15 protein-coding genes and 1 pseudogene are annotated in these 16,777 nt (G+C 70.7%); 8 read left to right on the top strand and 8 right to left on the bottom strand.

Features of this window, described 5'->3' with window-relative positions; genetic code table 11:
• Positions 1-91 precede the first annotated feature (91 nt).
• Positions 92-538: a DUF2550 domain-containing protein gene (locus CW362_RS20525; RefSeq protein WP_037624930.1), complete on the top strand. Its 447-nt coding sequence runs from the start codon at positions 92-94 to the stop codon at positions 536-538.
• Positions 539-788: 250 nt separating this feature from the next.
• Here CW362_RS20525 and CW362_RS20520 read toward each other — a convergent pair whose 3' ends face one another.
• From CW362_RS20520 to tnpA, 3 genes are all read right to left on the bottom strand, one after another.
• On the bottom strand, positions 789-2,615 hold the full coding sequence (locus CW362_RS20520) for a glycoside hydrolase family 18 chitinase (protein ID WP_103550960.1): 1,827 nt from the start codon (positions 2,613-2,615) through the stop codon (positions 789-791).
• A gap of 426 nt (positions 2,616-3,041) precedes the next feature.
• Positions 3,042-3,614: a cob(I)yrinic acid a,c-diamide adenosyltransferase gene (locus tag CW362_RS20515; protein ID WP_103550959.1), complete on the bottom strand. Its 573-nt coding sequence runs from the start codon at positions 3,612-3,614 to the stop codon at positions 3,042-3,044.
• Between the two features lie 96 nt (positions 3,615-3,710).
• A complete protein-coding gene (tnpA, locus tag CW362_RS20510; protein WP_103550958.1) occupies positions 3,711-4,139 on the bottom strand; it encodes an IS200/IS605 family transposase in 429 nt (142 codons plus the stop codon).
• Positions 4,140-4,165: 26 nt separating this feature from the next.
• Between tnpA and CW362_RS20505 the strand changes: the two genes are divergently transcribed.
• The 5 genes and pseudogenes from CW362_RS20505 (at position 4,166) to CW362_RS20485 (ending at position 10,310) form a co-directional block, all read left to right on the top strand.
• Positions 4,166-5,446: an RNA-guided endonuclease InsQ/TnpB family protein gene (locus CW362_RS20505; RefSeq protein ID WP_103550957.1), complete on the top strand. Its 1,281-nt coding sequence runs from the start codon at positions 4,166-4,168 to the stop codon at positions 5,444-5,446.
• A 38-nt stretch (positions 5,447-5,484) separates the two neighbouring features.
• A pseudogene (locus tag CW362_RS20500) lies at positions 5,485-5,976 on the top strand (TetR/AcrR family transcriptional regulator); the annotation flags it as partial.
• A gap of 147 nt (positions 5,977-6,123) precedes the next feature.
• A complete protein-coding gene (locus CW362_RS20495; RefSeq protein WP_103550956.1) occupies positions 6,124-6,972 on the top strand; it encodes a 3-hydroxyacyl-CoA dehydrogenase family protein in 849 nt (282 codons plus the stop codon).
• A gap of 215 nt (positions 6,973-7,187) precedes the next feature.
• Positions 7,188-7,511 carry an STAS domain-containing protein gene (locus CW362_RS20490; protein ID WP_037624916.1) on the top strand — a complete coding sequence of 108 codons (324 nt, stop codon included), beginning with the start codon at positions 7,188-7,190 and terminating at the stop codon, positions 7,509-7,511.
• Between the two features lie 267 nt (positions 7,512-7,778).
• On the top strand, positions 7,779-10,310 hold the full coding sequence (locus tag CW362_RS20485) for an ATP-binding protein (protein WP_103550955.1): 2,532 nt from the start codon (positions 7,779-7,781) through the stop codon (positions 10,308-10,310).
• Between the two features lie 100 nt (positions 10,311-10,410).
• Here the strand turns inward: CW362_RS20485 and nucS are convergent, their stop codons facing one another.
• Positions 10,411-11,082, bottom strand: a complete 672-nt coding sequence (gene nucS, locus CW362_RS20480) for an endonuclease NucS (RefSeq protein ID WP_103550986.1) — start codon at positions 11,080-11,082, stop codon at positions 10,411-10,413.
• Positions 11,083-11,435: 353 nt separating this feature from the next.
• Here nucS and CW362_RS20475 point away from each other — a divergent pair, with 353 nt between their 5' ends.
• Complete coding sequence (locus tag CW362_RS20475; protein WP_103550954.1) at positions 11,436-11,828, top strand: SCO5389 family protein; 393 nt, start codon at positions 11,436-11,438, stop codon at positions 11,826-11,828.
• Between the two features lie 104 nt (positions 11,829-11,932).
• Here the strand turns inward: CW362_RS20475 and CW362_RS20470 are convergent, their stop codons facing one another.
• Positions 11,933-12,961 carry an LLM class flavin-dependent oxidoreductase gene (locus tag CW362_RS20470; RefSeq protein ID WP_103550953.1) on the bottom strand — a complete coding sequence of 343 codons (1,029 nt, stop codon included), beginning with the start codon at positions 12,959-12,961 and terminating at the stop codon, positions 11,933-11,935.
• Positions 12,962-13,204: 243 nt separating this feature from the next.
• On the opposite strand from CW362_RS20470, the gene CW362_RS20465 reads away from it, so the two are divergent.
• Complete coding sequence (locus tag CW362_RS20465; protein ID WP_103550952.1) at positions 13,205-13,537, top strand: ATP/GTP-binding protein; 333 nt, start codon at positions 13,205-13,207, stop codon at positions 13,535-13,537.
• A 46-nt stretch (positions 13,538-13,583) separates the two neighbouring features.
• Here the strand turns inward: CW362_RS20465 and CW362_RS20460 are convergent, their stop codons facing one another.
• The 3 genes from CW362_RS20460 to CW362_RS20450 form a co-directional block, all read right to left on the bottom strand.
• Positions 13,584-14,432 carry an ABC transporter permease subunit gene (locus CW362_RS20460; protein WP_107502013.1) on the bottom strand — a complete coding sequence of 283 codons (849 nt, stop codon included), beginning with the start codon at positions 14,430-14,432 and terminating at the stop codon, positions 13,584-13,586.
• Positions 14,429-15,694, bottom strand: coding sequence for an ABC transporter ATP-binding protein (locus tag CW362_RS20455; protein WP_103550950.1), 1,266 nt, complete (start codon positions 15,692-15,694; stop codon positions 14,429-14,431). Before CW362_RS20455 ends, CW362_RS20460 begins: the two co-directional genes overlap by 4 nt.
• Positions 15,695-16,008: 314 nt before the next feature.
• A complete protein-coding gene (locus CW362_RS20450) occupies positions 16,009-16,776 on the bottom strand; it encodes an ABC transporter permease (RefSeq protein WP_103550949.1) in 768 nt (255 codons plus the stop codon).
• Position 16,777 lies beyond the last annotated feature (1 nt).

Below are 16,777 nucleotides of genomic sequence, written 5' to 3'. Positions count from 1 at the left end.
GGGACCGGATCACTCCGGCCCTGGCCGCGGCTGAGGCAAATCCGGATGTTTTTTCTTTTCCGTTACCTAGGAGACGAGGAGGTCGGTGTCGATGGTCCTCGCTCTGACTGTGTGCGGAGTGGTAGTGGCGCTCGTGGTGGTGGGGCTGTTCGTCTTCGGCCTCCGCCGCCGGCTCATCCAGCGTTCCGGCGGAACGTTCGACTGTAGCCTGCGCTGGGACGTCCCCGAGAAGGGTGACCCCAGCGGCAAGGGCTGGAGCTACGGTGTGGCCCGCTACAACGGCGACCGGGTCGAGTGGTACCGCGTCTTCTCGTACGCCCCCCGCCCGCGCCGTCTCCTCGAACGCTCGGCGATCGAGGTGGCCGGCCGTCGCGCGGCCGAGGGCGAGGAGGAGCTCGCGCTGCTCTCCGACGCGATCATCCTCGCCTGTCTCCACCGCGGGACGCGCCTCGAACTGGCGATGAGCGAGGACGCGCTCACCGGGTTCCTCGCCTGGCTGGAGGCGGCCCCGCCCGGCCAGAGGGTGAACGTCGCCTGAGACATCCGCATCGCCCCCCGGGCCCGTCGGCTTCGAACGCCGGACGGGCCTTTTCTCTGCCTTCAGGACTCCGCCGACGAGGACCCGTGTCCGGGCCCCGGACACTCGGTCCCGGACACCGGCCCCGGGACACCTGGCCGTGGGCACCCGCCCTGGGTACCGGCCCCGGAACGGCGAACCGCGGGCAGACCCGGAGGTCTGCCCGCGGCTCGTGGTGCGCGGTGGATCGGGGTTCAGGCCGGGCCGGTGATCAGCTCAGGCCGCTGTTGATGGCGCTGACGAGTTCACCGTTGCTGGTGTCGCCGCTGAACTCCCAGAAGAAGGCGCCGCCCAGGCCCTGGCTCTTGGCCCACGACATCTTCGTCCCGATGGTGGCCGGGGTGTCGTACGACCACCAGTTGTTGCCGCAGTAGGCGTACGCCGTGCCGGCGACGAGGCCCGTGGAGGGGCAGGACGTCTTGAGGACCTTGTAGTCCTCGATGCCCTGCTCGTACGTGCCGGCGGCGGGGCCGGTCGCCGTGCCGCCGGGCGCGGACTGGGTGACACCGGTCCAGCCGCGGCCGTAGAAGCCGATGCCGATGAGCAGTTTGCTCGCGGGCACGCCCTTCGACTTGAACTTGGCGATCGCGTCGGCCGTGGTGAAGCCCGGCGTCGGGATGCCGCTGTACGAGGTGAGCGGGGAGTGCGGGGCGGTCGGGCCCTGCGCGTTGAACGCTCCGAAGAAGTCGTACGACATCACGTTGTACCAGTCGACGTACTGCGAGGCGCCCGCGTAGTCGGCGGCGTCGATCTTGCCGCCGGAGGTGCCGTCCGCCGTGGTGGCCGCGGTGACCAGGTTGTTCGAGCCGAACTTGGCGCGCAGGGCCTGCATCAGGTTCTTGTAGGCCGCCGCACCGCTGCTGTCACAGGACAGACCGCAGGCGTTCGGGTACTCCCAGTCGATGTCGATGCCGTCGAAGACGTCGGCCCAGCGCGGGTCCTCGACCAGGTTGTAGCAGGAGTTGGCGAAGGCGGTCGGGTTGGCGGCCGCCTGGGCGAAGCCGCCGGACCAGGTCCAGCCGCCGAAGGACCACAGCACCTTGATGTTCGGGTACTTGGCCTTCAGCTCACGGAGCTGGTTGAAGTTGCCGCGCAGCGGCTGGTCCCAGGTGTCGGCGACGCCGCTGACCGACTGGTCGGCGGTGAAGGCCTTGTCGTAGTCGGCGTACGAGTCGCCGATCGCGCACTGGCCGTTGGTGACGTTGCCGAAGGCGTAGTTGATGTGCGTGATCTTGGCGGCCGAGCCCGACGTCACCAGGTTCTTGACGTTGTAGTTGCGGCCGTAGATGCCCCACTCGGTGAAGTAGCCGAGCTTGACGTTCTTGCCGCTGGGCGGCGGGTCGGTGGTGCCGCCGGTGGTGTGGACGGCGACCGAGCCGCTGACCGGACCGGTCTGGTCGGCGGTGTCACGGGCCTGGACGGTGTACGAGTAGTCGGTGCCGGCGGTCAGACCGGTGTCCGTGTACGAGGTCGTCGTCACGGTCGCGACCTTGGTGCCGCCGCGCAGGACGTCGTAGTTCTTGACGCCCTTGTCGTCGGTGGCCGCGCTCCAGGAGAGCTTCACCGAGGTGTCGGTGACCGAGGAGGCGGTGGGGGTGCCCGGCGCGGAGGGCGCGCTGTCGCCGGGGACGGTGGTCCCGCCGTCACAACTGCCGCCGTTCAGGGTGCAGTTGGACGGAGAGCCGGAGCCCGACCCGTTGAAGCCGAAGGAGACGGAGGCGCCCGCGGCGAGCGTGCCGTTCCAGGACTTGTTCTTGGCCGTCCAGTGGTTGCCGGAGTTGGTGACGTCCGCGTCCCAGGCCGAGGTGACGGAGGTCCCCGAGGGGAAGTCCCACTGGATCGTCCACGAACTGATCGCGGTGGTACCGGTGTTCTTGACGGTCCACTTGCCTTCGAAGCCCGTGCCCCAGTCCTGGGTCTTGGCGTACGTGGCGGTGGCGCTGTCGGCCGCGTGAGCGGGACTCGCGAGACCGACCAGGCCGGCCAGGGGGAGCAGCAGGGTCGCGAGCCCGGCCGTCGCTCGTTGTCTGAAGCGCATGCAGCGCCTCCTCGGGGAGAGTCGGGGGAGGGGGGCGTGACTGAGCCTTCACACCCACGGTGCCGCGAGAATAGGAAGGTCTGGACCACAGGTCAATAGGTCTGGACCACTGTTTCGCTCTCGTGATGGAGCCTCAACTCCGTTGAGCGGGCGACACATTGGCCCCTTCGCGCTTGGTCCTGACGGGCGGGCGGGCGGCTGACGTGGGCCTTCGCCTCCCCGTTCATGATCGGCCGGAACCCGGGCGGGAACGCCGAAGGGCGCCCGCGGCGCCGGGCCCGAAGTGACCTTCGGGCCCGGCGCGGACGCCCTTCGTCCGGTTCGGTGGATGCTGTGGGTGCGGCGGATGTGACAGGTACTGTGGGTGTGGCGTGTGCTGTGAGTGTGGCGGGTGCTGCGGATGTGATGGGTGTGGCCGGGGAGCGCTCAGCGCTCCCCGCCCGGGACCCACAGCACGTCGCCGGTGTCCTTGTTCGCCGTGCGCGCCAGGATGAACAGGAGGTCCGAGAGCCGGTTGAGGTAGGTGGCGGTGAGCGGGTTCATCGCCTCGCCGTGGACCTCCAGCGCCGCCCAGGTCGAGCGCTCGGCCCGGCGCACGACCGTGCACGCCTGGTGCAGGAGCGCGGCGCCCGCGGTGCCGCCGGGCAGGATGAACGAGCGGAGTTTCTCCAGCCGTTCGTTGAACAGGTCGCAGTCCGCCTCCAGCCTGTCGACGTAGAACTGCTCGACCCGCAGCGGCGGGAACTTCGGGTCCTCGACCACCGGCGTCGACAGGTCCGCGCCCACGTCGAACAGGTCGTTCTGGACGCGGGTGAGGACCTGGACGACCTCGTCCTCCAGACCGCCCAGCGCGATCGCCGTCCCGATCACCGCGTTCGCCTCGTTGGCGTCGGCGTACGCCGAGATCCGCAGATCGGTCTTGGCGACCCTGCTCATGTCCCCGAGGGCGGTGGTGCCCTGGTCGCCGGTCCTGGTGTAGATGCGCGTCAGATTGACCATGGGACCAGCCTAATTACGCCCCGGCCCGCCGGAACGCCCGTGTGCCCACCGTCACGGCGATTGCGGCGAAGGCGAAGGACCCCTGGGCGGTGACGGTCAGGTGGGCCGCTGCTGGTTCTCGATGTACTGGCGGACGACGGTGAGCGGTGCGCCGCCGCATGATCCGGCGAAGTAGGAGCCGGACCAGAAGCGTCCGCCCCACAGGTGCCGGCGGACATGTGTGTCGTACTCCTGGCGGAGTCTGCGCGAGCTGACGCCCTTGAGGGAGTTGACCAGTTTGGAGAGCTGGACCTTGGGCGGGTAATGCACGAGCAGGTGGACGTGGTCCTGCTCGCCGTCGAACTGTTCCAGCTCGGCCTCGAAGTCGGCGCAGACCTCCCGCATGATCTCTTCGGTGCGGGTCAGCATGGCGTCGGTGAGTGCTTCCCGCCGGTACTTCGTGACGAAAACCAAGTGGACGTGCAGGTTGTGAATGACGTGACGACCGGTGCGTACGTCGGGATTTGGATTCCAGCGCGGCGACATGAGCCAAATGTAGTAGCGTGACCACTGTGAGTGATTGTGGACTGGTGAAGCGACGGTTCGGGCACCGTGCCCGGCTTGCGCTGTCGTCTGCCGAGGTGCTGAAGGCTGACGGCCAGGCGCATGCCGCCCGAACGATGTGGAACTGTCTGCACGCGTGGTGGCAGATGATGCCGAAGGAGAAGCGGACGCTCGCGAACGCGGACGCCGCGATCCGGCAAGCCCGTCAGGACATCGACTTCCTCGCAGTGCTTCCCGCCCAGGCCGCGCAAGCGGTGCTGAAGGCGTACTTCCAGGCTTGGAAGAACTGCTGGGACGGGCGGGCAGACGCACCGAACTTCAAGGGCCGGTTGCGGTCGGTGATGTCGGTAGACGTCCCGCAGGGCCGTGATCTGAACATCGTCCGCGTGCACCGACGCTGGGGTATGGCCAATATTCCCAAGGTGGGCCGGGTCCGTTTCCGCTGGACCAAAGACCTGCCGGTAGGCAAGCGCGCAGGTGCGGAGAACCGGATCACCGGGGCCCGGCTGGTCAAAGACGCTCTCGGATGGCACATCGCCTTCCGCGTCCAGACCCTTGAGATCAAGCCCGAACCCCATACAGGCCCCGAAGTCGGCATCGATGTCGGGATCAACGTGCCCATCGCCCTCTCCGACGGTGAAACCTACGAGCACGGAGAGTGGCTGACCGCCAAGGAGAAAACCAGGCTCCTGCACCTGGAGCAGCGCGCCGCGCAGCGTAAGCAGCACCGCAAGCCCGGCGAGCGCACCAGTCGCCGGCTGCACCGTACCTATGACCAGATCGCGGGACTTCGCGCGAAAGCCAAGCGTCGGGCCCTGGACTGGCAGCACCGTACGACCACTGTCATCGCCAAGCAGTACGGCACCGTCGTGGTCGAAGCACTCATCATCACGAACATGGTCAAGTCCGCCAAGGGCACCGTCGAGAAACCGGGAATGAACGTTGCCCAGAAGTCCGGGCTGAACCGCTCCATCAGCGGGGAAGCGTGGGGTCGTACGGTCACCATACTGACGTACAAGGCCGTCCGGTTCGGCGGCACTCTGCACAAGGTCCCGTCCCCGAACACATCCCGGCGTTGCTCCGCATGCGGCTTGATCACGCCCGGCAGTCGGGAGAGCCAGGCCGTGTTCGTGTGCAGGAACCCGGACTGCGGCTGGTCGGGCAACGCCGACCACAACGCGGCCCGGAACATCCTGCACCTGTACCGGATGGGCCTCGCGCTCGTCCCGGCTGCCGGGAGGGCAGTCGTCAGGCGCGCGAAGCGCGTCAAGCCCGCTGCCGCAAGGTAAGCAGGAATCTCCCGGCTTCAGCCGGGAGAGCACTTCAAAACTACTTCCCGGCCAAGGAGGACCTCTTCCTCGACCGCTCCGCGGGCCTGGTCGACCGCCTCGCCCGCTGGGTGCGCGGCCGCGCGAAGGGCGAGTCGGCCGCCGCCGCCGTCCTGCGCGAGCTGCGCGAGGAGGTGGAGGCGGTCTCCCCCCGGATCGGCCTGGCGCCGGGCGTCGCCCGTTTCATGCGGGTCGTCGACGAGGCCCCCGCGCTCCGCTCGCGGCTCTGGGCGATCGGACAGGAGACCCTCGGGAGCCTGGAGGAAGCCCTCCGCGAGGAGACCGGCGCACCGCCCGGCGACCCGCTGCCCGGCCTCGTCGCCGGCCAGATCAACTGGGTGTACCAGACCGTCACGACGGTCATCGGCCGCGAGATGGGGGCGGGCCGCGCCCCGGCCGAGGTGTCGCGCGAGGTCCTCGTGCTCCTCGACGACGTGGAGGAGCTGCTGAGCCCGAAGGTCCTCGGTTACGCCGTACGGGCGGACGGATGACCCGGGCCGGTGACGCCGTGGACCGGACGTGACGGGTGTCTCACCCCCTGAGACCGTGACACGCGTTACTTACGGGTTTCGCGCCCCCTTCCGAACGCTACTCTCCGCCGAAGAGGCATACACAAGCAGCGTGTTAAGGGAGTCTGAGTGGCTGGGAAGCTCGCCGTCATCGGGGCCGGACTGATGGGGTCCGGTATCGCCCAGGTCTCCGCGCAGGCGGGCTGGGACGTCGTCCTGCGCGATGTCACCGACGAGGCGCTGAACCGCGGCCTCGACGGCATCAAGGCCTCGTACGACAAGTTCGTGAGCAAGGGCAAGCTGGAGGCCGCCGACGCGGAAGCCGCCCTCGCGCGCATCACGGCGACCACCGACCTGGACGCCGCCGCCGACGCGGACATCGTCGTCGAGGCGGTCTTCGAGAAGCTCGAGGTCAAGCACGAGATCTTCCAGGCGCTGGACAAGATCGTCCGCCCCGACACCGTGCTGGCCTCCAACACCTCCGCGATCCCGATCACCAAGATCGCGGCGGCCACGGAGCGCCCGGAGCGGGTCGTCGGCGTGCACTTCTTCTCGCCGGTGCCGATGATGCAGCTCGTCGAGCTGGTCCGCGGCTACAAGACCAGCGACGAAACGCTCGCCACCGCGCGGGAGTTCAGCGAGTCCGTCGGCAAGACCTGCATCGTCGTCAACCGCGACGTCGCCGGCTTCGTCACCACCCGCCTCATCTCGGCCCTCGTCGTCGAGGCGACGAAGCTGTACGAGTCGGGCGTGGCCACCGCCGAGGACATCGACCTCGCCTGCCGGCTGGGCTTCGGCCACGCCATGGGCCCGCTGGCGACCGCCGACCTCACGGGCGTCGACATCCTGCTGCACGCCACCGGCAACATCTACACCGAGACCCAGGACGAGAAGTTCGCCCCGCCGGAGCTGATGCGCCGGATGGTTGACGCCGGTGACATCGGGCGCAAGAGCGGGCAGGGCTTCTACAAGCACTGAACGATCATGCGGCGGCCGGGACCCCGGCCGCCGCATGTGCCACGGACACCGTGCGCACCTCCGGATGTCACTCCATGAGGTGAATTCGGTATCGGTTCGCTTACAGACGGCAACCTCCGCGGCTCTCAGGCAGTCAGACCATGCACAACATGCAGACGCGAAGACGCGGAAACAGACACACGCGGAGTTACGAGACGCATTCTCGGGGAGCGCATATGTACATCAGGGGCGACCACGCCGAACTGGTCGTCGGGGGCCGCCTCGACGTACGCAGCGCGGCGGACGCCCGTACAGTCCTGCACTCGGCCGTCGACGACGGAGCCGGCGACCTGGTGCTGGACCTGTCGGAGCTGGACTCCTGGGACGCCACCGGGCTCGGCGTCATCATGGGGGCCCACCGACGCGCCGGGAGGTGCGGCCGGCGGCTCGTGCTGCGCGGCGTGCCGGCGCAGATGCAGCGCCTGCTGGTGGCCACCCGGCTGCACCGGATCCTGGCGATCGAGGGCGGCATCGGGGTCGAGTCCCTGCCCCGGGTGTGACCTGAGCGTTCCCCGACGCTCCGCACGCGCGACCGCGCACGCGTCCCGATCGGGCGCACCGGGCGTGCCACGTGCACAATCCTCATGAAGCCGTGACGGTTCGGACGGCGTGGTACCCCGCCTGTTCATGGATACTGTGCGAAGGTTTAGGGTTCGGCTGCCCGCCGATCGAAACCCTACGAGCGGGCACCGGACCAGAAGCGACCAAGCGCTGTGCAGCCAGGCCGGGAGGGCATCGGCACACGACGCTTTTGGGGGGCTTGGAACATGGACCCGATCAACCGGGGACCCGAGGAGTACGGCCACGAGGACGACGGCCAGGTGTCCCGCCCGCGCCCGCCGCGAGACCCGCTCGCGGCCGACCTCGGACAGCACAAACCCGCGCCCGTCCGCACGGTCAGGCTCGTCACCGGCGAATTCGCGCTCACCGTCAACCCCGTCGACGGCAGCGAGATCGAGAACTGCCCGCCGCACGAGCGGCCGCAGCCGCCCGTCAAGCACGACGCCGCCGCCCGTGCCGAACTGGACCGGGCGGCCCGTCCGCCCGCCCCGCCCGGCCCGGCGCTGCCCCGGGTGCCGCTCCTCGAACGCCACGAGGAGCGTGAGCGGCTCGTACGCCTCCTCGCGCGCGGGCACTCGGTACGCCTCACCGGCCCCTCCGGATCGGGCCGCACCGTCCTGCTGGACGCCGTCGCCGAGGACTGCGCGGACCTCGCGCCCGACGGCGTCGTCCGCCTCTCCGGCTACGGGCGCACCGCGAGCGACGTGCTGCACGACCTCTTCGCCGCCGTCTACGAAGCCCCCCTGTACCGCCCGGACCACGACGAACTGCTCCGGCTCGTCCGCGAGATCGGAGCGGTCGTCGTCCTCGACGACGCGGAGATCGGCGGCGGCGACCTCGACGTGCTGCTCGACGCCACCCCCGAGTGCGCCTTCGTGATAGCCGCCACCCCCGACGTGCCGGCCCCGTCCGCCGGTGCCGAGCTCGAGGAGGTCGTCCTCGGCGGCCTCGACCGCAGCGGTGGTCTCGAACTGCTGGAGCGCGCCGTCGGACGCGTCCTGAGCGAGGACGAGGCGAACTGGGCGGGCGACCTCTGGTTCGAGTCCGAGGGACTGCCCCTGCGCTTCATACAGGCCGGAGCGCTGCTGAGGCAGCGCGACCGGCGGCAGGCCGGCGAGGAGGCGTTCGACGACTACGGGGTCTTCCAGGAGGCCCCCGCCGACGTGTCCTTCGCGACCGGCGACGGCGCCGACCTGCCGCTGCCCTCCCTCGCCGAGGGCGCCGCGCCCGCCGCGCTGCTCGCCTCCCGGCTGAGCGAGTCGGCGCGCGCCACCCTGCGCTTCGCCGTCGCGCTCGGCGGCGAGGTGCCCCACCAGGCCCATCTGCCCGCGCTCGTGGGCGACACCCACGCCGACGCCGCGCTCGCCGAGCTCGCGGGCTCCGCGCTCGTCTCCCCGGTCGGCTCCCGCTACCGGCTCGCCGCCGGGGTGCGGGCCCAGCTGGAGGCCTCCGGATACGCGGACACCCTCCAGGAGAGCGCGCTCGCCGCCGCCCGGCACTACACCTGGTGGGCCGGACACCCCTCGGTCACCCCGGAGCGGGTCTGCGCCGAGGCCGACGCGGTGCTCGCCGCCCTGGACGTGCTCGTCCCGGTCACCACCGCCCCGCTGGACGAGGAGGACGAGGACGCCGTCTCCGTCCGGCTCGCCCGCACGGCCGCGCCCGCCTTCGCCTCCGGGCTGCACTGGAGCGCCTGGGAGCGCGTCCTGCGCCTCGGCGTCGAGGCCTCCGAGCTGGCCGGCGACATCGGCGAACAGGCCTACTTCCACCACGAGTTGGGCGTCCTCGCGCTCTGCGGGCACCAGTTGGACCGGGCCCGCGCCGAGCTGGAGGCCGCCGTCGCCATGCGCGGCGAGCTCGCCGACAAGCGCGGCACCACCGTCGGCCGCCGCGCCCTCGCGCTGGTCACCGACCGCTCCGGGACCCTGCAACTCACCGGCGGGCACACCCCGGCGGGCGAGGAGGTGCCCGACGCGCGCCGCGAGGAGTCGGCGTCGCCTCCCGGCGGCGTACCGGCCCTCTTCTCCCGGAGCGACCCCTCGGGCGACACCGTCACGGTGCTCGCCCATCCGGGCAGCTCCGGCATTCCCGAGGCCGGGACGAAGGGCGTCGCGGGGCGCCTGGTCACCGGCGCCAGGCGCAACCTGGTGGCCGCGGGCGCGGGCGCGCTCCTCGTCGCCGTCCTCGGGACGGTGGTGGCCCTCGGCGTGACCTCGCAGCACGACGACGAGACCCCCTCGGAGAAGGTCGGCGTCAACCCGTCGGTCACCCAGGACGCCCAGGACGACAGCCTGGGCGCGGACACGCCGAAGAAGGGCGACGACTCCTCTCCCGGCGCCGTGGCCACACCCACCGACCCGGGCGCCGACGGCACGTACGGCACCTCGGACGATCCGACGCCCTCGGCCACCGCGAGCCGCCGGCCGTCCGGTGAGCCGAGCCCGACGCGCACCGGCACGGCCAAGCCCTCGAAGTCGCCGTCCGCGTCGCCGTCGAAGTCGCCCACGCACAGGCCGTCCTCGTCCCCGAAGCCGTCGACCCCTTCGGCCCCCGTGTCCTCCTCGAAGCCGACGAGCTCTTCGCCCTCCACGCCACCGCCGGCCAGTTCGTCGTCGAGCCCGGACACCTCCGACTCCGCGAGCGGCCCGGTGGGGACCGGTGCGCCGCGCACGTCGGCCGGCAGCGCACCGGCGGGCACCGGCTCCGCCGGCTCGTCGCCGAGCGGCACGGTGATCTGACCGCGGCGGTCCGGACGTACGGCCGGACCGCACGGAGAGCGGGGAGAGGGCCGGGTCCGACGTCGGACCCGGCCCTCTGCCGTATACGAACCCGAGGGGCTCAGAACAGCCGCAGCTTGTCGTCCTCGATGCCGCGCAGGGCGTCGTAGTCCAGGACCGTGCAGCCGATGCCGCGGTCGGTGGCGAGGACGCGTGCCTGCGGCTTGATCTCCTGGGCGGCGAAGACGCCGCGGACCGGCGCGAGGTGCGGGTCGCGGTTCAGCAGCTCCAGATAGCGCGTGAGCTGCTCGACGCCGTCGATCTCGCCGCGGCGCTTGATCTCCACGGCGACGGTCCGCCCCTCGGCGTCCCGGCACAGGATGTCGACCGGGCCGATGGCCGTCATGTACTCGCGGCGGATGAGCGTGTAGCCCTCGCCGAGGGTCTCGATGCGGTCGGCGAGCAGCTCCTGGAGGTGCGCTTCCACGCCGTCCTTGATCAGGCCGGGGTCCACGCCGAGTTCGTGCGAGGAGTCGTGGAGGATCTCCTCCATCGTGATGATGAGCTTCTCGCCCGCCTTGTTGATGACGGTCCAGACACCTTCGTCGTCGCCGGACCCCTCCTTCAGTGTGCAGGGCGGCGACATCCAGTTGAGGGGCTTGTAGGCCCGGTCGTCCGCGTGGATCGAGACGCTGCCGTCCGCCTTCACGAGGATCAGGCGGGGGGCCGACGGGAGATGGGCGGTGAGCCGGCCCGCGTAGTCCACGGAACAGCGGGCAATGACGAGACGCATGGTCGGCAACGCTACTCGACCGGCGGTGGTGCACGCGATTCTTCCGCCCGTCCCCCAAGGCGGGACCCGAGGAGGAACTGGCGGTTCGCCCCATTTGTTCCCCGGGTCGCCGTCGCCCCGCCCGGTCGGCGTTTTCGCGGGTCACCCCATTGATCCTGAAGGTTCCCCGTTCCTCCGTGGCCGATTGTCGGCCTACCGGCTGTTCGCCATGTGCCCATTCTCCTGGTGCCGTTACCTGCCGATGCTTACCGTATGAACGGGAGGTCGCGATACATGTACTCAGCGTGTTCGATATCGCGACCCCCGTCCCTGTCCGGCAACCCCCGAGGTATGGGGGTGCGAGAGGAGTACCCATGTCGCTCGACGTCTCACCGGCCCTACTCCAACAGGCCGAGCGAGGCGAGGTCGATGAAGCTGAATTCGTCGACTGCGTCCGGACCTCCCTGCCCTACGCGTGGGAGATGATCAGCTCCCTGGTGGCCCAGCTGAAGGTGGACGGCGGCACGTTCGCCGACAACCAGACGCCCCCGCCGGACGAGCAGGCACGTGGCCAGCTGCTGCGTGCGCTCGCGAGTGACGCGATACGCGGCGCGCTGCAGCGGCACTTCGGAGTGCGGCTGGCCTTCCAGAACTGCCACCGGGTGGCGGTGTTCCCACTGGACGACTCGGTGGACGACACGCTGGCACGCTTCACCTCGGTCCGCAGTCAGCTGCTCAACCAGTCCCCGGAGTTCAGGGACTGCTGACGCACTGATGCCGCATTGCTTGCCGCTCCGTCCGCGGGAGGTGCATTGGTACTGGGGCGGCAAGCTCCCCGTGTGTCCGGCCCGTCGGGCCGGACGCCGCGCGGTCACCTGAGCTGGGGCAGCACCTCGGCCCCGAGCCGCCGTACGTTCTCCTCGGTCGCCGCCAGGTCGCCCGAACCCTCGACGAGCAGGGCGAACCGTCCGATGCCGGTCCGCTCCGAGGTCGCCGCGAGCCGGTCGGCGCACAGGCGCGGGGTGCCCACCGGGTGCAGTCCGCAGAGCAGTTCGGTGTACGCCACCGGGTCCCGCATCGAGCGCACGCGGCCGTCGACCGTCACATGGGCGTCCAGTCCCTGCTTCAGCCAGCCCGGCATCGCCTTGACGAGCGTCTCGACGGCGTCGGTGCGGCGGTCCGCGATCTGGCAGACGCCGGCGGAGACATGGGCGGCCGCGCGGATCTCGTCCGCCGGGCGGCCCGCCGCACGCGCGTGCCGCCGCCACAGCGCGACCATTTCGGCCTTCTCCTCGTCCCCGACGTGCATGCCGAGAAGCATCGGCAGCCCGCGTTCGGCGGCGAGCCGGACGCTGGCCGGTGAGGTGCACGCCACGACGACCTCGGGCCCCGGAGCGCCGCTCAGCGCCTCCGACGGGCGGGGCACGACGGGGACTTCACGGAACGGGAACCGCTCGGAGGTGCCGGCGACGGACGGCTCGCGCAGCCAGCGGAGGAGCAGGTCGAGCGACTCCGGGAACCCCGTCTCGTACGCCGCGAGGCCCGCCCCGAAGACCTCCAGGTCGACCCACGGACCACCGCGGCCGACCCCCAGCGAGAACCGTCCGCCGGACGTGAGGTGCAGCAGGGCGGCCTGCTCGCCGAGCGCCACGGGGTGGACGGTGGGCAGCACGCTGACCGCCGTGCCGACGCGGATCCGGTCGGTGCGGCCGAGCAGGTACGCGGCGAGCGTGACGGCCGACGGGCATGTCCCGTACGGCACGAAGTGGTGTTCGGCCAGCCAGACCGCGTCGAGCCCGGCCTCCTCGGCGACCTCGGCCGACCGCACCGCGCGGTGCAGGGCCTCGCCCTGGCCCTGCCCAGGGAACTGGGCAGCCAGTACAAAACTTCCAACGTGCATCGAACTTCCTGCTTCCTCGGCTCCGACACGGAGCTCCCCCACCCGGCATAACCGCCTGACACGTGCCGAAGACACGGCCTTGCGGAGAGATTTGCGGATTGTCTGGGAATTGGGCTGCCCGAAGGCCGTCCGAGGGCTGTCCGAAGGGGGATCTGTGCGGGTTGGCGGTGTACGCGTACCCGTGTGCGTCCCGCGTAGGCTGGAGTCGGCCCCTGCTCCCTGTATAGCTCCGTGAGGTGTCCCGTGTCCCCGCGTCGCAACCGTCCGAAGGACGCCGGCTCGTCCGGCAGGAGCCCCGAGGAGGACTCGTCGGACCGTTACGGGGGCTGGCAGTCCACGGAGAGCTGGCAGGGCGACGACTGGAGCGTGCGTCATGTGGCGGGCGCGAGCGCGCAGGGAAAGACCTACCGCTGCCCCGGCTGCGACCAGTTGATCCCCTCCGGGGTGCCGCACGTGGTGGCCTGGCCGGAGCACTCGGGCGTCGACGAGCGGCGGCACTGGCACAAGGCCTGCTGGAACGCGAAGGACCGCCGCACCTCGCGGGTGCAGCGGTCCCGTAACGCGCCCAGGTTCTAGGCGACTTCGGCCCGGCCGGCCCCAAGGGGCGGGACGGGCGCGGCCGTCACACGTCCCGGCGCTCCAGGAGCACGAAGGCGGCGACGATGGCCGCCGCGGTGACCCCGGCGAGCAGACCGAGCTGGGCGCCGCCGTTGCCGCTCTCGCTGTCCAGCCGGAAGACCCGTGCGAGGGAGCTGATGGCGGCGTACTCCTGCATCTTCTCGCCGATGGTCCGCAGGGTGTCGGACATCATGAGGAACGCGGGCAGGATCGAGGGCAGCAGCACGACGCCGAGCATCGTGGTGATCGCGCCCGCGGAGTGGCGCAGCATCGAGCCGACGGCGAGCGAGAGCATGCCGAGCAGCGAGACGTACAGCGCGCCCATGAAGACGGTGCCGGTCCACGGGACCTCGGAGGCGTCGCTGCTGTGCAGGCTCGACGTGAACAGGCCGACGAGCCCGATCGCGAACGCCGAGACGGTGAACGCGACCGCGAAGAAGATGATCAGCTTGGCGGCGAGCACCCGGTGCCGCTGCGGCGAGGCCGTGAACGTCGTGCGGATCATGCCCGTGCCGTACTCGGAGGAGACCACCAGGACGCCCAGCGTGAGCAGGCAGAGCTGGCCGAGCAGCAGCCCGATGAACGCGGGGACCGTGAACGGGACGTCCCCGAAGTCCTCGTCCGTGGTCTGCACGGCGACCAGGAAGCCGATGCCGATCACCAGGAGCAGGAAGGTGCCGAGCGTCCACATCGTGGAGCGCACCGACTTGATCTTCGTCCACTCGGAGTGGAGCGCGTGTCCGAGGTGGGTGCGGGTGACGGGGATCGGCGAGGTGTACGAAGCGCCGGGCGCCGCCTGCCAGTCGGGGGCAGCGGCGGTCTGCTGCGGCATCGGGGGCTGGGGCGTGCTCATCGGGCGTCCTCGGGCTTGGTCAGGTCGGCGGCGGGCGCGGGCGTGGGTGCGGACTCGGGCGCGGCTTCGGGTGCGGGCGCCGGGGTGCTCGCGGGGGCCTGGGCGTACGGGTTGACGTCCGCGGTGCCGGGGGCGGCCGGAGCGCCGTACGGGCCGGGAGCGCCCGCTCCGGGGGCCCCGGGAGCGCCGTAGGGCCCGGCCTGCGGCATGGCGAAGGGCTGCCCGCCCTGCTGGGGCGGCAGCGGCGCGTACCAGCCGGGCTGGCCCTGGCCCGCCACCGGCAGCTGCTGCGGCGGCGGCACGGCGCCCGGCGGCAGCTGCTGCTGGAGCCCGGCCTTCTGGTCGACGGTCGAGCGGTAGTCGACGGCGCCCTGCGTCATCCGCATGTACGCCTCCTCCAGCGAGGCCTGGTGCGGCGACAGCTCCCACAGCCGCACGTCGGCCGAGTGCGCGAGGTCGCTGATGCGGGGGAGCGGCAGTCCGGTGACGCGCAGCGCGCCGTCCTGCTCGGGCAGCACCTGGCCGCCGGCCTCGGTCAGCGCGGCGGTCAGCTTCTCGCGCTGCTGCGGCTCGGTGTCGGGCGTGCGCACCCGGGCGAAGTCGGCCGAGTTGTGCGAGATGAAGTCCTTGATGCTCTGGTCGGCGAGGAGCTGGCCGCGGCCGATCACGATGAGGTGGTCGGCGGTCAGCGCCATCTCGCTCATGAGGTGCGAGGAGACGAAGACCGTGCGGCCCTCCGCGGCGAGGGACTTCATCAGGTTGCGCACCCACAGGATGCCCTCGGGGTCGAGACCGTTGACCGGCTCGTCGAAGAGCAGCACCTGGGGGTCGCCGAGGAGCGCGGCGGCGATGCCGAGGCGCTGGCCCATGCCGAGCGAGAAGCCCTTGGAGCGCTTCTTCGCCACGTCCTGGAGGCCGACGACACCGAGCACCTCGTCCACGCGGCGGGCCGGGATGCCCGACAGCTGGGCCAGGCTCAGCAGGTGGTTGCGGGCGCTCCGGCCGCCGTGGACGGCCTTGGCGTCGAGGAGCGCGCCGACCTGGCGGGGCGCGTTCGGCAGCCTGCGGTAGGGGAAGCCGCCGATCGTCACCTGCCCGGAGGTCGGGTTGTCGAGGCCGAGGATCATGCGCATCGTCGTCGACTTGCCCGAGCCGTTGGGCCCGAGGAAACCGGTCACGGCGCCCGGCCGGACCTGGAAGGAAAGGTTGTACACGGCCGTCTTGGCGCCGTAGCGCTTCGTCAGGCCGACTGCCTCGATCATTCTCCGCACCCATCGAAAGGTTCAGGACGTCGGGGCGCACGCCCCCGTAAGGGTTAGGAGGATATCCGGGCGCCGACGGTTCCACTCAAGGGAAAGTAAAGCCGAGACCATCGGCCGGTGAAAGATCCAGTAGAGGGCAGAGTTTCGTACGGATGTCCTGTCAGGTACCCGTCTTTCCTGGTCGGGAGGGAAAGGGAATTCGCGTCCGGGCGCCGGCGGAAAACCCGGGGCCGGCCCGGCGGGGAATCGCCGGACGGCGGAAGACCCCCGCGCGGCCGCCGTCCGGCCGGTTCCCGAGGCCCCGGGGCCGCGTCCTACGCGTCCCGTCTCTTGAGCAGCGCGTAGCCGCCGGCCAGGGCCGCGGCCACCCACAGCACCATGATGCCGAGGCCGCCCCAGGGACCGTAGGGGGTGTCGTCGAGCGGGGTCACCACCCGGAGGATCCGGCTGCCGGCCTGGTCGGGGAGGTAGCGGCCGACCTTCTTGGTCGCGGACACGGCGCCCAGGATGTTGGAGATCAGGAAGAAGAACGGCATCAGGATGCCGAGCGAGAGCATCGGGGAGCGCAGCATCGCCGCGACCCCCATCGAGAAGACGGCGATGAGCGTCATGTAGAGCCCCCCGCCGATCACCGCGCGCAGCACCCCCGGATCGCCGATCGACGTCCTGTGCGTGCCGAGCGCCGCCTGGCCCACGAAGAACGTGATGAAGCTGGTGACCATGCCGACGGCCAGGGCGAGCGCGGCCGCCACCGTGACCTTGCTGAAGAGGAAGGTGCCGCGCTGGGGGACCGCCGAGAGCGAGGTGCGGATCATGCCGGTGCTGTACTCGTTGCCGACGACGAGCACCCCGAACACGATCATCGCGAGCTGGCCGAGGGTCATGCCCGCGAAGCTGATGAACGTCGGGTCGAAGGTCAGCCGGTCCCGCGAGCTCATGTTGTCCCACTCGTTGTTCGAGAGGACCGAGATGAGCAGGCCCAGCGCGATCGTGACGACCGCCGCGAGACTCAGCGTCCACACCGTGGACGACACGGACCGGATCTTCGTCCACTCCGACTTGAGGACCTGGGTGGCCGCCATG

It is taken from the genome of Streptomyces populi (assembly GCF_002911015.1).
In the GTDB taxonomy this organism is placed as follows: domain Bacteria; phylum Actinomycetota; class Actinomycetes; order Streptomycetales; family Streptomycetaceae; genus Streptomyces; species Streptomyces populi.
Note: the sequence above shows the minus strand (reverse complement) of the source record. Positions and strands in the feature narration are given on the sequence as shown.